The sequence below is a fragment of the Xanthomonas sp. CFBP 8151 genome, assembly GCF_011761885.1.
GTDB classification, from domain to species: Bacteria; Pseudomonadota; Gammaproteobacteria; order Xanthomonadales; family Xanthomonadaceae; genus Xanthomonas; species Xanthomonas arboricola_B.
Genome location: NZ_JAASQZ010000001.1, coordinates 1,378,120 through 1,396,858 on the forward strand (window position 1 = coordinate 1,378,120; position 18,739 = coordinate 1,396,858).

Here is an 18,739-nt window from a genome sequence, read left to right on the forward strand (position 1 = left end):
GAAACGGGCGGTTAGCTCAGCGGTAGAGCACTACCTTGACATGGTAGGGGTCACAGGTTCGAACCCTGTACCGCCCACCACTCCAAGTCCAGGCGGCACGGCGACTTGAGTGGCTTCAACATCGGCAGGCACTGCTGCCACGGATCCCCAAGTGACATGCGCATCAGCTCTTGCAGCTTCCGCGCGTTGCTTATTTGGTTTTCGACGATCGATCACTTGCCTCTATGCATCGCCCAGGCGTGCTGGACGAATTGCGTGCAATGGTCCGGCGTCGCTGCGGCGGAGCGGTGTCCTGGCAGGCCGGGCGGCCTGGGCGGTCCCTGCGTGCGAGATTCCTGGTGTCAAGCCGCGGCCTCTGCACGGCGTGCCATTTCGTCGCGGCGCTGGTCGCCGCATCTACGAAGCGGCGCAGGCTTTTTACTGCCAGGCGCGCGTGTGGCTCTGGAAGCACATCAGGCGCCAACGGAATTCCACCGGCGCTGATCCATCCCGATCCTCGCCTGGCTCGAATGCGCGCGCGGTTGTGCCGGCTTCGCCGAAACCGCTTTCTCCATCACACGTCTTGCTTTAGCATCGCCTCCGCGCTGACGAAAAGGAAGGCTGGCGATGGACGAGTATCAGCACACCGTGCTGACCAGGGGCGGGTACCGTGTCGTGGCAATCACCCGGGAAGACACCTATGCACCCGACGCCGTGGTGGCCTATGCCATCGTGACGGATGCCGGAACTCGGATCACGCCGGATCTTTCCCTGGATCAAGCCAGAGTCTGGATTGACTCGCTCGTCGAGAGCGAGAGTGGTGGACGCAAGTCGGATCTGGTCGATCACAAGCCCGTCGTCCGTCGCTAAGTGCCGTTCAGAAGTAAGCCAAGGAGTAGGGGCGCGTGTCCAAAGCCAAAATAATTGCAATCGCCACCGTGGTGACATTGCTCGTTGGATACGTCCTGTCCGGATATCTGACGCTTCTGCTGTTGCGGCTCGATACCGGGCTGTACGCGTGGGACACCTACTATCGCTACGTCAAGGCGCTGGGCCTGCCGGAAGTGGCGCCTTACGCAACCAAGATCAAGATGTCCGGCATTCTCGGTTTTGGTCTGACCGGGATCGTCTGGGCCATCATGGTCGTGCTCCTGGTCAAGCCGAAGACGCGGGCGTTGCATGGCGATGCGCGCTTTGCCGGAGCTGCAGACCTTTCCAAGCACGGTTTGTTCAAGCCGAGCGGCAACGGCATTGTCGTGGGCAAGTTCAACGGCAAACTCGTGCGGCTGAGCGGGCAGCAGTTCGTGATCCTCGCCGCGCCGACGCGCTCCGGCAAGGGCGTGGGCGTGGTCATTCCCAACCTGCTTGAGTATCAGGAATCGGTAGTGGTTCTGGACATCAAGCAGGAGAACTTCGACCTCACCAGTGGCTGGCGCGCCAGTCAGGGGCATGAGGTGTTCCTTTTCAATCCCTTCGCCGAGGATCGCCGTACACATCGCTGGAATCCGCTGACTTACGTTTCCAGCGATCCGGCCTTCCGTGTGTCTGATCTGATGAGCATCGCCGCGATGCTGTATCCGGACGGGTCGGACGACCAGAAATTCTGGGTCAGTCAGGCGCGTAATGCCTTCATGGCGTTCGCCCTGTATCTGTTCGAAAACCAGGACGAAGAGCTGTCGCTCGGCTTTCCGGGCGGGGCAGGGGCTCCTACGCTTGGCGGCATCTACCGCCTGTCGTCCGGGGACGGCACAGACCTCAAGAAGTACCTCAAGTCGCTGTCCGAGCGCAGATTCCTCAGCGGCAATGCGCGCTCGGCATTCGCCAATATGCTCTCCCAGGCCGATGAGACCTTTGCGTCCATCATGGGTACCCTGAAAGAGCCACTCAACGCATGGATCAACCCGGTCCTGGATGCGGCAACCAGCGCGGACGATTTCCTGCTCACCGATCTGCGCAAGAAGAAGATGACGATCTACATTGGCATCCAGCCCAACAAGCTGGCCGAAAGCCGGCTCATCATCAACCTGCTCTTCAGCCAGATCATCAACCTCAACACCCGCGAACTGCCGAAGTCCAATCCGGAGCTGAAGTACCAATGCCTGCTGTTGATGGACGAATTCACCTCGATCGGCAAAGTCGACATCATCGCCACTGCAGTCGCCTATATGGCGGGCTACAACCTTCGTCTGCTTCCCATCATTCAGAGCATGGCGCAGCTGGATGCGACCTACGGCAAGGACCTGTCGCGCACGATCATCACCAACCATGCGTTGCAGATCCTGTACGCGCCGCGCGAGCAACAGGACGCAAACGACTACTCCGAGATGTTGGGCTACACCACCATCAAGAAGAAGAACGTTACCCGTGGCAGAGAGACCACCCGAAGTGTCTCCGAGGAGCGGCGGGCCCTGATGCTTCCACAGGAGCTCAAGGCAATGGGCAATGAGAAAGAAGTCTTCCTGTACGAGGGCATCCCGCACCCGGTGCAATGCGACAAGATCCGCTACTACGAAGATCGCTATTTCACCGCGCGTTTGTTGCCCAAGACCGACGTGAAAACGCTGTCTATCAAGTTGTGACCGTCGTCTCATAATTGCCGCGAGGGTGCGCCGGTAATTCTTGACTCATGTGTGCGTTAAGGGCAAAGTGACCCAGAATTCGCGCATTGTTGATTTTTTGTTAAGGGGGCGGCGCCGGACGGGGTCGTACAGGAGTAAGGCTATGGATGGTTCTTCGGCGTATTCATTTTTATCGATCGCGCGTGCACGTGTCGCTGACCGGCCTCTTCCGGCTGGCCCAGGTGGCAGCATGCGCTTGAGCGAGTCATTAGAGGCAGATTCCCTCCGTCACCCGAAGGTGAGCGGGGCCGTTGTGCTGTCCGTCTTAAGCCCGAAATCTCATGAGTTGGAGAAGTCAGAGTGAATCCGATGTATGTGTCCAAGCTGTCACTGGTCTTGGTGGTCGCTGCGTTGGTAGGCGCCTGCGCAACCAAGCCAGCTCCCGATTTTGGTGGACGTTGGAAGCACGTCAATCACTTCGACGAGGCGCCCACTGAAATTCCGCTTTACACCTCCTACACGTATCAGGCTACGCCGATGGACGGCACGTTGAAGACGATGCTGGAGCGGTGGGCCGCGGATTCCAACATGCAGCTGTCCTACAACCTGCCTTCGGATTACACCTTGATCGCCCCGGTTTCCAATATCAGCACCACCAGCGTGCAGCAAGCCGCCACCGAGCTGAGCGCGGTGTACGCGGCACAAGGTGTGTCGGTTTCGGTCTCCGCCAACAAGTTGCTGGTACAGCCGGTGCCGGTATCGTCTGGAGCCAAGCTCTAAGAACCGAACTGCTGATTCGATGCTCTCAGCATTCGGTCGATGAATCTGTTCAAGCCTCCCATGTGCCCGCGCTCGTCGCGGCGATAGTTTCAGGCCTGACAAGGCCCTACGGTGACGGATCTAGACATGTTGCGTAAGAAGGTCAGTGAAAAGGACGGATCTGCCCAAGTGGGTGCGGCCGTCCAGAAAGCGATGAACTACGAGGTCAGCATCGCCGACCTCGCGCGCCGCAGCGAAAAGCGCGCATGGATGGTGGCGACCCTATCGATGCTGGTCACCGTCCTGACGGCGGGCGGCTACTACTACATGTTGCCGCTGAAGGAAAAGGTGCCGTACCTGGTGATGGCTGACGCCTATTCGGGAACCAGCACGATTGCAAAACTCGAGGCGAATTTTGGTGGGCGGACGATCAGTACCAGTGAGGCGTTAGCACGTAGCAATATTGCCCGGTTCATTATTGCCCGCGAATCATTCGATCTTACCATCATCGGTCAGCGCGACTGGAATACTGTGTCGGCAATGGGTGCCACGAACGTTGTCAATGAGTATCGGGCGCTGCACTCCGCGAACAATCCGCTACGGCCCTTGAATACGTACGGAAAGCTGCGTGCCATCCGCATCAATATTTTGAGTATTACGTTGATTGGCGGAAAAGGACAGCCCTACAAAGGGGCGACCGTACGTTTTCAACGGACCGTGTACGACAAAAATTCGACGGTCTCTACGTTGCTTGACAACAAGATCGCGACGATGGGATTTGTCTACCAAGATAATCTGGAGATGAATGACAGCCTGCGAGTCGAAAATCCTCTAGGCTTCCGAGTAACTGATTATCGGGTAGACAACGACTACTCCTCGTTGCCAGCTACTCCTGCCGGTGGCGGCGGGATCAACCCTCAGCCTCAGCCAGCGGCACAGCAGGCTGGTACTGGCATGATCGATCCTAGCGCGGCAAACGCCTCTGGTGCAGTTCAGCAGGCAGGCGTCCCGTTGCAGCAGGGAGCACTTCCGCAGGGTGGCGTGCCTCAACAGCAGGTGCAGCCCGCGTTTCCCGATCAAATGCAGCCGGCAGCTCAGCCTGCGGCGCAGCCCGCGATTCAACCCCAAGGGATGCAGAACAATGTCAATGGAGCGAGTGGTCGATGAAACTTTTTAATCGGTACAGTGCTGCGTTATTTTCAGCACTGCCACTTGCAATATGCGCTTTCTCGGCTGCCGCTCAAGTGGTTCAGGAGTATGAGTATGCCCCGGACCGCATCTACCAGGTACGCACCGGTCTCGGGATTACCACTCAGGTCGAGCTAAGCCCGAACGAAAAGATCCTGGATTACAGCACAGGCTTTACTGGCGGCTGGGAGCTGACGCGTCGCGAGAATGTCTTTTATCTCAAGCCCAAGAATGTCGACGTCGATACGAACATGATGATTCGTACGGCAACGCATTCTTACATTCTTGAACTCAAGGTGGTTGCAACAGACTGGCAGCGCCTCGAGCAGGCAAAGCAGGCTGGCGTTCAATACAAGGTCGTGTTCACCTATCCGAAGGATACAAGCTTCAATAATGTCGAAGACGCGGATACATCGAAGAAAGGCCCGTTGTTGAACGCCAAGATTTTGAAGGATCGGCGTTATTACTACGACTACGACTATGCGACGCGTGCCAAGAAGTCCTGGCTGATTCCAAGCCGCGTCTATGACGACGGCAAGTTCACCTATATCAATATGGATTTGACGCGGTTTCCGACCGGAAATTTCCCGGCAGTTTTTGCCCGCGAAAAGGAACACGCGGAGGATTTTCTCGTCAATACCACGGTGGAGGGCAACACCCTGATCGTGCACGGGACCTATCCTTTCCTGGTGGTTCGCCATGGCGATAACGTCGTCGGTCTGCGAAGGAACAAGCAAAAGTGAACTCGAATATTCCAAACAGCCCTGATGAGCGCTCCCCGAACAATGGCGGGGAAGAGCTACGCAACGGTGAGTACAACGAGCGCAACAATCCTTACTTTGCGCGTCAGCAGGCAGGTGCCGAGCCGGACCTCGACGCCAATGAACCAGTGTTGCGTTCCAGCGACATCAAGCGTCTGAATCGCAAGGCGCTTGTGTTTCTGGCTGCCATTGCCGCGTTATTGATTCTCGTCATCTTCTGGTTGGCGACACAAAGCGGAGAGGATTCTCCCCCGCCGAAACAGCGTACGGAGACGGTGGTTGCGCCAGCGTTGCCGCAGAACATGACTGCGCCGGTGGAAGAGGCGCCGGTTCCGCTAGCCCAGCAACCCAGCTTGCCGCCTCTTCCGCCAATGCCGACCGATGACAGCGAAGAGGTCAGCTCAGCACCGGAGCGTCAGCGCGGCCCGACATTACTGGAGCGTCGTATCCTTGCCGAATCCGCAACAAACGGCACAGCCATGCCTGGGCAAACGGGCGCTCAGCCTGCACCCGGCCAAGAAGAGAGTCCTGTTACGCTGGCTAAGCCGATCAGCAATCCGGATGGCCTGTTGGTACGTGGCACCTACATCCGTTGCATCCTGGAGACACGGATCATTTCCGACTTCGGTGGCTACACCTCGTGTATCGTCACCGAGCCGGTGTACTCGATCAACGGCCACAACCTGCTCTTGCCGAAGGGTTCCAAGATGCTCGGCCAGTACGGCGCCGGAGAGCCGACGACAAGGCGCCTGCAGGTAGTGTGGGATCGCGTCACCACGCCGACCGGACTGGATGTCACGCTGGTCGGCCCTGGTATCGACACGCTCGGTAGCGCTGGCCACCCGGGTGACTACAACGCGCATTGGGGTAACAAGATTGCATCGGCGCTGTTCATCAGCTTGTTGAGCGATGCATTCAAGTATGCGGCTGCTGAATACGGTCCTGAGACAACGACAATCGGTGTGGGCTCGGGAATCATCACCCAGCAGCCTTTCGAAAGTAACACCGCACGCAGCATGCAGCAGCTTGCGGAGCAGGCAGTCGAAAAATCAGGACGTCGTCCTGCCACCCTGACGATCAATCAAGGAACGGTATTGAACGTCTACGTTGCCAAGGACGTCGATTTCTCGGCGGTCCTGCCGAAGTGAATGAACAGCCTGCCATGACGATTGACGATTCCCCGACAGCGCGCATTTCGAATGATTTCCTGGATTACCAGTACTCGGTGCTGGGCATCCTGGACTACCTGAATTCGCCTGACGTGACTGAAATCTGCATCAATCGGCCTGGCGAGCTATATCTTGAAACGATCCACGGATGGCAGCGGGTCGACGTGCCATCCTTGACATATGACCGCGCCCGCCAGTTCTGCACGGCGGTTGTGAACGAAAGCAACACCGGGCAGCGCATTACCGATGCAGATCCCGTGGTCTCGCTGACGTTTCCTACAGGGCAGCGTGCGCAGTTCGTCATGCCGCCTGCGTGCGATGCAGGCAAGGTGTCTATCACCATCCGGCTGCCCTCCAAACACACCAAATCCCTCGAACAATACAAGCACGACGGGTTCTTCGACGAGGTGCTTGAGCAATCGGCAGACGTCAGCGATCACGATCAAGAATTGCTGGAGTTGCGCCGCAAGCGCGATTACGCAGAATTCTTTAAAAAGTGCGTGCTGTACAAGAAGAACGTCGTCGTCGCCGGGGCGACAGGTAGCGGAAAGACCACCTTCATGAAGGCGCTCGTCAATCATATTCCGAGCGAAGAGCGCCTGGTGACGATCGAGGACGCTCGGGAACTGTTCATCAGTCAGCCCAATTCCGTGCACCTGCTGTACTCGAAGGGCGGGCAGAGCGCCAGTAACGTGACAGCAAAAAGCTGCATGGAAGCCTGTTTGCGCATGAAGCCGGATCGCATCATCCTGGCCGAGCTGCGTGGTGATGAGTCGTTCTACTTCATTCGTAACTGCGCATCCGGGCATCCGGGTTCCATTACCAGTTGCCACGCCGGAAGTGTCGAGCAAACGTGGGACCAGTTGGCGTTGATGGTGAAGGCATCGAACGAAGGCTCCGGTCTGGAATTCGAAGTGATCAAGCGCTTGCTGAGAATGACCATCGATATCGTCGTTCACATCAAGGCTCATGCCGGGCGGCGCTTCATCACGGGCATCGATTTCGACCCCCTGAGAACATTGCGCAGCGGCTGAGACATCGATTTTGCAATTGAGGTTGAGCTGTTCTGGAAGGAGAAATGACATGTTGCCTGGCATGGAACTGATGGGGTGCACTGGACTGGCCGTCCCTGGCGAGGTGATGCAGCACGTTGTCCGTGTCGAGTCGTCGCGCAACCCTTACGCCATCGGCGTGGTTGGCGGGCGGCTGGTGCGTGAGCCACGTGGTTTGGCTGAGGCGGTTGCCACCGCCAAGATGCTGGAGCAAAAGGGCTACAACTTTTCCCTGGGACTTGGCCAGGTCAATCGGTACAACCTGCAGAAATACGGCCTGACCACCTATGAAATGGCTTTCGAGAAGTGCCCCAATCTGGTCGCCGCCTCGAGAATCCTTGCTGAGTGCCACTCGCGCTCTGGCGCCAATTGGGGCAAGTCGTTCTCCTGTTATTATTCCGGAAACTTCGAAACCGGCTTCAAGCATGGTTATGTCCAGAAGATCTATGCATCCATTCGTCAGTCGGTAGCATCATCCTCTGGAGCCGAACCCATTTCGGTCGTGCCGACGCGCCAGGTGCAGTTGCGGCCTGCCAATCCGCTCAAGCAGGCAGCCGCCGAATTGGCAGATGCGATCGTGGCGCGTCGTATTCAGGATCTATCTGGAGCGGGCAACACGGTGGCTTCACCGTCGGGGCCTATTCTATCGGCACCTTCAGCACCTTACTCTCTGCCGAGTCGGGCCACCCCCGTGGCTCCTGCAGCGGAGGACGAGTTGTATGTGATAAAGCCGACAGGCCAAGGGCGTGGGGTAGCGTTGCCCGCTGTCGCACCGCAAGCCTCGACGCAGACAGACCAACCCGCAAATCCCGTCTCCGTGCCGCGTGCACCACAGATGGCTCCGCAAGTAGATAGTGCATTTGTTTTTTAGGATGGAAGATCGCCACGGATATGGCTGCTGGACCCCCTCTGTTCCCAAGGAGTTAGACATGAAGTTTGAAATCGACAAGAAGACAATGGCAGATGCCAAGATGGTTGGCACTCAGGCGATGAAGGCACTGGTGTTCATCTCGCTGCTGATGGTGGCAGGTGGCGCGGCGGCTGATGGAAACGATCTCGCAGATACCGATACGCGCGTTTGCGGATTTTTGAACAATGTGACAAAGCTGCTGAATATGGGCTCGATCGCAGTGGTCACCATCGCCGTCATCGTGGCTGGTTACCAGATCGCCTTCGCACACAAGCGCATCTCCGAGGTGTCCCCGATTCTCATCGGTGGGGTGCTGATTGGCGCAGCTGGTCAGATCGCCAACATGATTCTGCAAAACAACGGCTCGGATTCGGGCGAATGCTCCACGATCACAGGTTCGTTGGTGCAGGTCGCTCAGTACTATGCATAAAGACGTGCTCTTCCGCGGATGCACCCGTCCGGCGATGTTTTTGGGGGTGCCCTATATCCCCTTCTTCATCGGCGCGGGCGGTGGCCTGCTGTTGGGGATGTACATCAATCTTTGGTACCTGTTGACCATCCCGGTCATCATCTTCGGCATGCAACAGATGGCCAAGCGTGACGAGATGATCTTCAGGTTGCTCGGATTGCGCTGGCTGTTTCGAATGCGTGCTCGAAACATCCAGCGTTATTCTGGGATGTGGGTGTTCACTCCAAATGAGTATCGCAAGGGTCCTCCGGGAAAACCTCGATGAGTATGTGAACCGATGAACCAACCCCACGCGTGCAACCTGCGTGGGGTTGGTGTTTGCGATGGTCATGTTGGTGTGACGCTTCCCTTTTAAATTGGTACGACCATGTTCAGTCCAGACAGTCCGATCAGTGAGTTCATCTCCATTTCAACCCATGTGGCGCCGTCCGTCGTCAAGACGACCGGTGGTGACTACCTGTTGATCTGGCACCTGGCTGGCTTGCCGTTCGTGGGGCGGGACGAGTTCGAGCTCGAGCAGCGACACAACACGTTCAATCGTTTACTACAAACGCTGCGTGCACCTGATTTTGCCAACATCGCATTCTGGGTACACGATGTTCGCCGTAGGCGCAGGATTGGGACTGGCGGGCGCTTCAAGCAGGGGTTCAATCAGAACCTGTCCGACGAGTATTACACTGCATTGTCGTCGCAAAAGATCATGCAGAACGAACTATATTTCAGCATGATTTATCGGCCGGTTGTGACGGGTCGCCGTTTGGTTGAAAAGTCTGCCGATCCCGAAAGGCTGCGTGTGGAGGAAGAGCAAGCTGTTTCCAAGATCGTTGAGCTTGCTACTAACGTTGAAGCGGTTCTGAAAGATTATTCGCCATATCGTCTTGGAATGTATGAGGCCAAGAATGGCGTGGTGTTCTCCGAGACCTTGGAATTTCTCGGTTATTTACTTAATCGCATTGACGAACCGGTGCCGGTACTGCAAGCCCCGGTGCCTGCGTACCTGCCCGTCAGCAAGCATATGTTCGCCAACAAGACAGGCGACTTCGTCGTCCGGACCCCGGATGGCATCAATCACTTCGGCGCGATCCTTAATATCAAGGAGTACGCCGATGGAACCTATCCCGGCATTCTCAACGGTCTGAAGTATCTCGATTTCGAGTATGTCATGACGCATTCCTTCAGCCCGGTCGGCCGCCACGACGCGCTGAAGGTGCTGGAACGCACCAAGGGCATGATGATTTCGTCGGGCGACAAATCCTCCAGCCAGATCCGCGACCTGGACCTGGCGATGGATGACGTGGCCTCCGGCAATTTTGTGTTGGGCGAGTACCACTTCACCCTAGCGGTGTATGCCGACAGCCAGGAGAAGTTGGCAAGGCAGATCGCGACGACGCGCGCAGAGCTCTCCAATGCCGGCTTCGTCTCGGCCAAGGAAGATCTGGCGATCGCCTCGTCGTTCTATGCGCAGCTGCCGGGTAACTGGCGCTTCCGCACGCGTATCGCCAACTTGAGTTCGCTCAACTTCCTCGGTTTGTCGCCGTTGCATAACTTTGCCCAGGGTAAGCAGCACAACAACCCTTGGGGCGACTGTGTCACCACCCTGCAGACCACCAACGGCCAGCCGTATTATTTCAATTTCCACGCGACCCACCCGGCCGAGAACTCCCTGGGTGAGAAGGCGATCGGCAATACGATGGTGATCGGCAAGTCCGGTACCGGCAAGACGGCGCTGATCAACTTCCTGTTGAGCCAGGTGCAGAAGTTCGATCCGATCCCGACGATCTTCTTCTTCGACAAGGATCGCGGCGCGGAGATCTTCGTACGTGCCTGTGGCGGGAACTACCTGGCGCTGGAGAATGGCTCCCCGACCGGCTTTAACCCGTTCCAGTGCGAGCGCAATGAGGCCAACACCCAATTCCTTGCCGAATTGATCAAGGTGCTCGGTGGCAAGCCCGAATACAGCGCACGCGAGGAGGAAGACATCTACCGCGCGGTGGAAGGCATGCTGGACACGCCGATGCATCTGCGCAGCATGAGCAACTTCCGCAAGAGCCTGCCCAACATGGGCGACGACGGGCTGTATGCGCGCCTGCGTCGCTGGACCGCCGGCAATTCGCTGGGCTGGGTGTTCGATAACCCGGTGGACACCATCGACCTGACGCGTGCGTCGATCATCGGCTTCGACTATACCGACGTGATCGACAACGCCGAGGTGCGCGTGCCGGTGATCAACTATCTGCTGCACCGCCTGGAGGCACTGATCGACGGCCGCCCGCTGATCTACGTGATGGACGAATTCTGGAAGATCCTGGACGGCAAGGGCGGCCTGAAGGAGTTCGCCAAGAACAAGCAGAAGACCATCCGTAAACAGAACGGCCTGGGCATCTTCGCGACCCAGAGCCCGGAAGACGCCCTGGCCAGCGACATCGCCGCCGCTTTGATCGAGCAGACCGCCACGATGGTGCTGCTGCCCAACCCCAACGCCAGTCGTGACGACTACATCGAAGGCCTCAAGCTGACCGATGCCGAGTACCAGGTGGTCGTCTCGCTCGACGAGCGCTCGCGCTGCTTCCTGGTCAAGCAAGGCCATGCCTCTGCGGTGTGCCAGCTCAACCTGCGTGGTATGGACGACGCACTGGCGGTCATTTCGTCCTCGACCGACAACATCGAGATCATGCATCAGATTCTGTCGCGCAAAGCCGATAAGTTAGGCGTGAGTGTTGACCAACTAACTCCGGAGCAGTGGCTGGAGGACTTCTATGCCAACCGCAAGGGTTCGGGCAAGCGCAAGTCGGTCAAGGACAAGGAAGTTGAAGATGCGTAACTCCGATATCAATCAATATATTCACCCGGCAATATATCCATCTGTGTCACAGGAGGCGAAAAACACCATGACAACCAAGTTCAGACATTTTTCTCGGGTATTGACGGGACTAGTGCTGCTCTGCATGGCCGGAGCCGCCAGTGCGCAGTGGGAAGTGATCGACAACAAGCTCAATACAACGACCGAAAAGATGCTTGAGAATCAGAAGGTCGGCAAGGGTGAAGGCGAAGAGTCGAGTGGCAAGGAGGTCGAAAAGCCGAAGGAGGCGCTAAAGAAGGTGGCTGACGACTTTGGTGTTTCGGGGTGTGCGTCCTCCACGTCTGGCACGCCGGTGTCCAGCGTGCAGAAGCAGGTCTGTGAGTTGACCCAGCGCACGCGCAATGCGCAATACAACTACATGGTGGCGATGAATGAGATCACCACCGAGCGACTGAAGCGTCTGCGTAAACTGGAGAAGGATCGAGCTGGGATCAAGGACGGGCAAATTGGCTTGCTGGACAGCAACACCAATAAGCTGCTGGCGTTGAAGGCGATGATGGATATCGACCGTCAGCAGATGGAGTCGGCGATGTTTGCCTACGACAGGCGTCTGGCCTATTTAACCGACAAGCAGACTGGTGCGGCGTTGGCAGCGATGAGTGGCACCAAGCCACCGGATCCGGAGGGCGAATCCTCCTGGTGGTCTCAAATCACTGGCGATTTGTGGAGTCTTGGCAAGACGGCCATCGCTGGCGCGGCGATGAAGGGTGCATTCGAGACCATCAAGAGCAAAGAGCCTGACGGCTACCGGCAATTGGCAATCGACAAGGATTGATGCGCACTCACTGTGGTGGAGCGTGTAGGCAATGGACTCAACTTCGGGCAGTAGCTGCCCACGGCGTAGCCGTCTCAGTGGATGTGGTGACATATGAAACTCAGTGATTTCTTGACGAACATCGCCAACTACGAATTTTTTCGTCTGATCAATAAGTACCTACGCGACGAGATCGCGATTTTCCAGTGGGAATTGTTGACGCGGACGACGGCCTGGGTAGGCATGGTGGCGTTGACGGTGCTGACGCTATGGATCTTGATCCAGGGCTACCGCCTAGCGACGGGCCAATCTCGTGAAGCCGCGATGGGCCTAGTGGTCACAGCGCTGCGCGCTGCGCTGATCATCGGGTTGGCGACGAGCATGGCCAAGGGCTCGCCGCAACTTTACTGGAGCTTGACCGACGGGATCAGCGCAGCGATCACCAAGACGGTGACCGGCGACTCGGACAGCCCGTACGAGGCGATCGACAAGAACCTGATGTTGATGCAGATGGCGCTGGCTGGGTTGGATCAGATCAAGACAGGCGGCGATAAAGAAAGCGAAGACGCCAAGAACCGGGCGCGCTGGTTCACTGGTATCGGCATGGCCGGCCCCGGCGTGGTGGCAGGCTCAATGCTGCTGTTGAACAAGCTGGCGATGGCGCTGGTTGTTGGCTTTGGACCACTCTTCATCCTGTGCCTGCTGTTCCAGGCCACGAAGTCGTTGTTCAGCAAATGGCTGCTATACGGACTAGGCACGATGTTTTCACTTTCGGTGCTGACGTTTACGGTGAGCTTGGCAACAAAGGTTGTGGGTGCGGTGGGTGTGGCGTTTCTTGCCAAGTGGGCGGTCAGCGGCGGCAATGGTGAAGGCATCAGCAGCATGGCGTTGCAGCAGGGAGGAGTAGGCTTGGTCTTGACGACGTTAATTCTAACCGCGCCACCGATGGCGGCAGCGTTCTTCCAGGGCACGTTAGGTCAGTTCGCACCTTATTCGGCGATTGGCTCACTGGGCTCGTCGGATGCGGCGTCTAACGCCAATCGACAGGGGCCGAATGCGCAGATGAGTGCGCCGGCTAAAAATATCGAAAATCAGCGCACTCAAGATCACACCGGAGCGCCAACTGTGATGCGCAATGAACCTACTGCCGGTCAAGAGTCGAATGCGGGTAGCCGTGGTCTTGCTCAAAAATGAAAAACAAGGCGGTCGTGATGCAGTTTCCTCAACTGATTATTTGTATCTCTTGGTTTTTTATCCTCTGTCCTTCTCTGAATGCCCAAACTAGATGTCCTATTGGTACTCAGATGGGAAGCATGCAATGCATTCCCGATACGCCCGATATGCAAGGCCAACAAGCACCTCCCTCTAATCCAACAGGCGAGTGGATTAAGACGTGGGGCGCGATTGCTCGTTCCAGTTCCACTGGCGAGGCTGGGAGCGCCGTGGGTAAATTTTCTGAAAGTGAAGCTCAGCAAGCAGCAACTGAACAATGTGCTTTGGGTGGCGCTAAAGATTGTGAGGTCCGATTAAGCTATCAAAATCAATGTGCTGCCTTGGTCTCTTCAATTTCTAAAAGTTTCTATCAGTCGTCTGCTTCAAAAAAGGCTGCTATAAAATCTGCATCCAAAAGCTGTGAAGCAAGTGATTCTGGATCATGTACAGTTATCTATTCTGAGTGCTCTGAACCATTTTTTAGAAAATACTAGTAATAATAGAGCCGTTCGGGATGACGCAAAGTGATGGCTCGCTCTTGGGTTAAACCTATCTTGATTTTGCTTATTTATCCTGCTTCTGGTGCTTTCGCACAAGCACGCTGCTCGATCGGTACCCAGATGGGGAGTACTCAGTTCATCTCCGACACGCCGGAGATGAAGCCTCAAAATGCTCCATCCCAAATCACTGGGGAATGGATTAGGACGTGGGGCGCAATTGCTAGCTCTGATAACGGTGATATTGGAAGTAGTACAGGGAAGTTTTCTGAGGAGGATGCTAAGGTAGAGGCGATTAAAATTTGCACGAATTTTGGCAACTCTGATTGTGAGGTTAACTTTACCTACAAAAATCAATGTGTCGCTGTGGTGCAAGCTGCTAAAGGGCGAACTGGCCAGGTGTCAGTGCAGAATTTCATTTCCAAAATGTATTGATTCAGCATTCAAATAGTATTGAAATAATAATAAGCGAGAACCAGTGTGATAATTCTTCGCGAAAGCTGTCCGCAGTTTTGATGTTCAGTGGTTTTCTGTTGCTGGCGGCGTGCAAGCAGGAGGCTACTCCAGAAAAAGTAGCTGACACTTCATCGAGTACACGGCAAAATTTGCAGGAAAGTTAAAATGAGCCCGTTTCGCAGACCAAGAATTCAGGAGAAAAAGAGCGAATGACATCGATTTATCAGGTCGTTTCGTTACTTGTTGCCCAAAATGGTACGCCTTGGTCGAGTTTCGATGCGGTTCCCAGTGTGCAATGGAGGGATATCTCCCCGAAAGATAATTCCGACGGCACCGACCCAGAGAATGCGCAGTGTCGCAGCGGGACCTTGCTGCTCGATGGATTCGGCGCGGTAGATGTGCCGGATGGAGGCTAGGGTGCAGATGGGGGGCGAAACAAGCCATGAAGGCGAGTCAGGCATCACGCTCAATGGCGATGCGCGTACTGTGCATTCTATTGTAGTGAAGAAGTTCTACGCCAGTCCAGAGTATGTCGAGGTCTTGAGGCGCCAGTTGCCGACGGCTACAGCGGTGCGATTGATTGCAGACAACTGTGCGGGAGACGAGGACGGTGGGCCAGATCCATTGCATACCAAGTTCCATGCGATCGGTCTTGATGCAGGTGAGGCATTTGTAGAGGCCTATCTGGACGATGGTGAAGAAACGCGTGGGCCAGGCTCCACAACATTCGTTTTTACGAAAACGAAGCCACAAAAAAAGAATTTAAGCGCTGCAGTGTAAAGAGTCGTGAAGGAGCCACCCCCAGGCATCAGTAGAAGGCTGGTGTTTTTCCTAATCGTCATATCCAGTGGACATGCATCATGGCTGATAGACGAGAAAAAGCGGCGGCCACCGCCCAAGGCTACGATCAAGGCAACATCGCGGGTGTCGATGACGCGATGACGCATCGTCTGATTGCATCGACCGTCATGACCAAAAGCAATGGCGGCGATTTGCGGATTACTAATAAACAGGGTTGCGTCGGTCGTTATCAAGCGGGGGCAGGCTGGTTAGCCGATGCGGGATATGTAGATCGTGCCAAGCTCAACGATGCGATGACTGATGCCGGTTTCGATCCACAAAAGGTACGTGGTGCGGAATGGAAGTAGGCGAGTAGCGGTGGTATGACGCGTTTTCTTGAGGACTCCTCTAACTGGAAGAACGGGTTGAGCCTTGAGCAATACAAGTCATCGGCCGCATTGTAGGATGGTGCGTTCAAGATCAACAGCCACAAGGCGTATAGCCAAGCGATCCGCAATGGCGTGTTGGACGAAGTTGATGATCCAGCCAAGGTGGCAGGCTTTCTGAAAGCCCGCCATATCTCAGGCTACGGTGGTGCGCGCGAAGCTGTCACTGGCGGGCGGGTCATCAGCGACAGCAACGGCACCAGCAACTACGACTACATGCACGACATCACACGTAATCGTGATGGAATGGATCAATACATGCAGCCGGGCCGTTCGCATGCTATGCATACGAATACCTCTGCTGTGCCTCAGCAGCCGAAGCGCGATGCATCGCATGACGGGAAACTAGAACAAGGCGAGCGCGGCGCGCAGGTGAAGCACCTTCAAGGCCAGCTTGCTCAGCTTGGCGCTGTTGGCCGCGATGGCAAGCCGCTGCACGCGGATGGCGATTTCGGCGGCAACACAAAATATGCGGTCGAGCAATTCCAGCGCGAGCACGGGTTGCAGATAGACGGCGTCGCAGGTCAGCAGACTCAGGCCGCTTTGGCCAAGGCGTTGACCCAGGCGGCACTCAAGCAACCTGAGCACACGACCGCTCCTGCTGCGCCGGCACGGGCAGCATCCAGCCCCTTGTTGTCTGACCCTCGCCATCCCGACAACGCGATGTACAACGGTGCAGTGAGCAAGCTGGAAGCCTTATGTGAACGTAGTGGCTTTGCCAACCGTAAAGAACTTGAGCAGGCAGCCGGCCAAATCGTGTTCGAGTCAAAGGTCAGCGGTCTCCAACGCATCGACCATGTGGTGCCCAACAAGAGCGGCGACGGCTTCTTCGCAGTACAGGGCGAAATGACCGACCCGGCAATGCAGCGGGTTTTTGTGGCCCGCAACCAAGCGCAGAATCAGCCGTTGGAAAACAGCAGCAGGCAAGCGGCCGAGGAAAGCCGGCATCAGGCCACTCAGGTGCAGGCCCAGGAAACTGCTTCCCGCTCGATGTCCATGTAAGTCGGGCGTGTTGGTCGTTGCGCTTCAGCGATCTGGTACATCGCCAAGGAGGTCAGGAATGTTCGCCTTGGCTTTACTCGCAACGACCTGCGCGATGAGATAGCGATCTTCCAGTGGGAGTTGTTAAAGCGCACGACATTCTAAGTAGGTATGGTGTCATTGACGGTGCCGACGCTTTGGATTTCTATCCAGGGGTATCGCATCGTGACCGGCCAGTCCCGCGAGGCGGCCATGGGCTTGGTGGTGACGGCGTTGCGCGCCTCGCTGATCATCGGTCTGGCGACGAGCATGGCCGAAGGTTCGTCGAAACTGTACTGGACGCTGACTGACGGTGTTAGCCAGTCCATTACCCAAGTGGTGACCGGGGATTCGAAAAGTCCCTACGATGCGATCGACAAGAATTTGGGTTTGATGCAAATTGCGATGATGAGCATCAATCAGATCTAGACAGCAGGCAACCAACAGCGCGACGACGAGAAGACCCGGGCGCGCTGGTTCACTGGGGTAGGGATGGCAGGCCCCGGCGTGGTGGGGGGCTCACTGCTTCTGTTGAACAAGATTGGTATGGCGCTGTTTGTGGGCTTCGGTCCCTTCTTCATCATGTGCCTGCTGTTTCAGGCGACGAAGTCGTTGTTCAGCAAGTGGCTGCTATATGGGTTAGGTATGGTGTTTTCGTTGTCGGTGTTGAGCTTCACGGTGAGCCTGGCAACGAAGGTGATCGGCGCAGTGGCTGTTGCATTCCTTGCCAAGTACGCATTCCCAGGGAACAGTGGCGAGGGCATCAGCAGCATGGCATTGCAACAAGGAGGGCTAGGTTTGGTCATGACAACCTTGATCGTCACCGCACCGCCGATGGCCGCCGCCTTCTTCCAGGGCACGCTGGGCCAGTTCACGGCGTACTCGGCATTAGGTCAGCTGGATCGAGCTAACCAAGAGTCGGGTGCTGGGCTGCCTTATGCGCCCTCGGCGCCCGCTAATGATGGTGCGCGTACTGCAGACAGTCAGAAAAGCATCACTCAAGTTAATACACGAGTTAGCGGTAGTGAGACTCCCAATGCCGCGGTGAGTACAGGTGCTCGTGGCGCAGCTTCTAATAATCAAATTGGTTAAACTACACTAAGGTAATGCTTATGAAATTTCTATCAATGATAATTATCATATTGGGTTTTTCTGGATTTGCAAATGCCCAAACTGCTTGTCCTTCCGGCGTTGCGTCAGGTAGTCCGCAATGCGGTCCTGATTCTGGAACTTCAAGGGGTAATACGCCGCCCGCTCCACCCCGTCCCACAGGTGAATGGATCAAAACTTGGGGGGCTATCGTAAATGCTGAAGATAGTTCTGAAGCTTGGGCTTCTATAGGTAAATTTTCAAAAGGCGACGCGGAGGCTGATGCGATTGATCAATGTCAAGTAGCAGGGCATCGTGGATGCGCGGTTACCTTTACTTACCGAAATCAATGTGTTGCACTTGCTTCTCCAAGCTCTGCGCAGGGCCGGGCAGGTGTTGCTGGTGCGCCAAGTATAGCGCTTGCCGAAAGCGATGCTATGGATATGTGCAGGAAAAAGGGTGGGCTAGATTGCTCTGTTATTTATAAGGATTGCACTAAACCAGTATTCCGTAATTTCTAGTTTTCGACTAGCGATTTCCATGCTGACTTTACTTTTCGGATGTAAGTTTGATCGTGGCTTGATTGAAATGTCAAATATTATTTATGATTTATTTAGATTAAATACCATTAAGGAAGTTATGATATATAGCGAGTAGATATATGCTGCGGGCATTTGAGTTTTGTCGACATTTATGACATTTTCATTATGATTAGCGGGTCGCTTCTGTAGTGGCGGAAATATAATAATTTTATTATTTTCTACTTCAGGCGTTATGCTG

Annotated in this window: 17 protein-coding genes, 1 tRNA gene and 2 pseudogenes; all 20 read left to right on the forward strand. The window is 55.8% G+C overall.

Annotated features, from left to right (window positions below; all coding sequences use genetic code 11):
• Window positions 1-5: 5 nt before the first annotated feature.
• The 20 genes and pseudogenes from FHT08_RS05865 to FHT08_RS05960 all read left to right on the forward strand — a co-directional run bounded on the left by FHT08_RS05865 (window position 6) and on the right by FHT08_RS05960 (window position 18,480).
• Window positions 6-80 (forward strand) — tRNA-Val (locus tag FHT08_RS05865).
• A 526-nt stretch (window positions 81-606) separates the two neighbouring features.
• On the forward strand, window positions 607-849 hold the full coding sequence (locus FHT08_RS05870; protein WP_166774540.1) for a hypothetical protein: 243 nt from the start codon (window positions 607-609) through the stop codon (window positions 847-849).
• A 35-nt stretch (window positions 850-884) separates the two neighbouring features.
• Window positions 885-2,558 (forward strand): type IV secretory system conjugative DNA transfer family protein, encoded by a 1,674-nt coding sequence (locus tag FHT08_RS05875; RefSeq protein ID WP_166774541.1) that lies wholly within the window; start codon window positions 885-887, stop codon window positions 2,556-2,558.
• Between the two features lie 348 nt (window positions 2,559-2,906).
• Entirely contained in the window at window positions 2,907-3,317 is a 411-nt protein-coding gene (locus FHT08_RS05880) for a TcpQ domain-containing protein (RefSeq protein ID WP_024937947.1), read from the forward strand.
• A gap of 126 nt (window positions 3,318-3,443) precedes the next feature.
• The gene (locus FHT08_RS05885) at window positions 3,444-4,463 is read left to right on the forward strand and encodes a type IV secretion system protein (RefSeq protein ID WP_166774542.1); all 1,020 of its coding nucleotides are present in this window, start codon (window positions 3,444-3,446) and stop codon (window positions 4,461-4,463) included.
• Window positions 4,460-5,227 carry a TrbG/VirB9 family P-type conjugative transfer protein gene (locus FHT08_RS05890; RefSeq protein WP_039516403.1) on the forward strand — a complete coding sequence of 256 codons (768 nt, stop codon included), beginning with the start codon at window positions 4,460-4,462 and terminating at the stop codon, window positions 5,225-5,227. The genes FHT08_RS05885 and FHT08_RS05890 overlap by 4 nt, the downstream gene beginning before the upstream one ends.
• Entirely contained in the window at window positions 5,224-6,393 is a 1,170-nt protein-coding gene (locus tag FHT08_RS05895; protein WP_104606045.1) for a TrbI/VirB10 family protein, read from the forward strand. The genes FHT08_RS05890 and FHT08_RS05895 overlap by 4 nt, the downstream gene beginning before the upstream one ends.
• Window positions 6,394-6,407: 14 nt before the next feature.
• Window positions 6,408-7,448, forward strand: coding sequence for a P-type DNA transfer ATPase VirB11 (virB11, locus tag FHT08_RS05900; protein ID WP_166774543.1), 1,041 nt, complete (start codon window positions 6,408-6,410; stop codon window positions 7,446-7,448).
• A gap of 61 nt (window positions 7,449-7,509) precedes the next feature.
• A complete protein-coding gene (locus tag FHT08_RS05905; protein ID WP_166774779.1) occupies window positions 7,510-8,337 on the forward strand; it encodes a lytic transglycosylase domain-containing protein in 828 nt (275 codons plus the stop codon).
• 58 nt (window positions 8,338-8,395) lie between these two features.
• Window positions 8,396-8,806, forward strand: a complete 411-nt coding sequence (locus FHT08_RS05910; protein WP_104606048.1) for a TrbC/VirB2 family protein — start codon at window positions 8,396-8,398, stop codon at window positions 8,804-8,806.
• Entirely contained in the window at window positions 8,799-9,110 is a 312-nt protein-coding gene (locus FHT08_RS05915; protein ID WP_104533768.1) for a VirB3 family type IV secretion system protein, read from the forward strand. The genes FHT08_RS05910 and FHT08_RS05915 overlap by 8 nt, the downstream gene beginning before the upstream one ends.
• Window positions 9,111-9,212: 102 nt before the next feature.
• A complete protein-coding gene (locus FHT08_RS05920; protein WP_166774544.1) occupies window positions 9,213-11,666 on the forward strand; it encodes a VirB4 family type IV secretion/conjugal transfer ATPase in 2,454 nt (817 codons plus the stop codon).
• Window positions 11,659-12,480, forward strand: coding sequence for a hypothetical protein (locus FHT08_RS05925; protein WP_181141489.1), 822 nt, complete (start codon window positions 11,659-11,661; stop codon window positions 12,478-12,480). Before FHT08_RS05920 ends, FHT08_RS05925 begins: the two co-directional genes overlap by 8 nt.
• Window positions 12,481-12,573: 93 nt before the next feature.
• A complete protein-coding gene (locus tag FHT08_RS05930) occupies window positions 12,574-13,653 on the forward strand; it encodes a type IV secretion system protein (protein ID WP_166774545.1) in 1,080 nt (359 codons plus the stop codon).
• Complete coding sequence (locus FHT08_RS05935; RefSeq protein ID WP_243848947.1) at window positions 13,650-14,165, forward strand: DUF4189 domain-containing protein; 516 nt, start codon at window positions 13,650-13,652, stop codon at window positions 14,163-14,165. The genes FHT08_RS05930 and FHT08_RS05935 overlap by 4 nt, the downstream gene beginning before the upstream one ends.
• A gap of 33 nt (window positions 14,166-14,198) precedes the next feature.
• Window positions 14,199-14,603 (forward strand): DUF4189 domain-containing protein, encoded by a 405-nt coding sequence (locus FHT08_RS05940; RefSeq protein WP_166774780.1) that lies wholly within the window; start codon window positions 14,199-14,201, stop codon window positions 14,601-14,603.
• 438 nt (window positions 14,604-15,041) lie between these two features.
• Window positions 15,042-15,404, forward strand: a complete 363-nt coding sequence (locus tag FHT08_RS05945; RefSeq protein WP_243848948.1) for a hypothetical protein — start codon at window positions 15,042-15,044, stop codon at window positions 15,402-15,404.
• 158 nt (window positions 15,405-15,562) lie between these two features.
• Window positions 15,563-16,852: pseudogene (locus FHT08_RS05950) on the forward strand (peptidoglycan-binding domain-containing protein).
• 39 nt (window positions 16,853-16,891) lie between these two features.
• Window positions 16,892-17,962, forward strand: a pseudogene (locus FHT08_RS05955) (type IV secretion system protein).
• Window positions 17,963-17,982: 20 nt separating this feature from the next.
• Entirely contained in the window at window positions 17,983-18,480 is a 498-nt protein-coding gene (locus FHT08_RS05960; protein ID WP_104606517.1) for a DUF4189 domain-containing protein, read from the forward strand.
• Window positions 18,481-18,739: the final 259 nt, after the last annotated feature.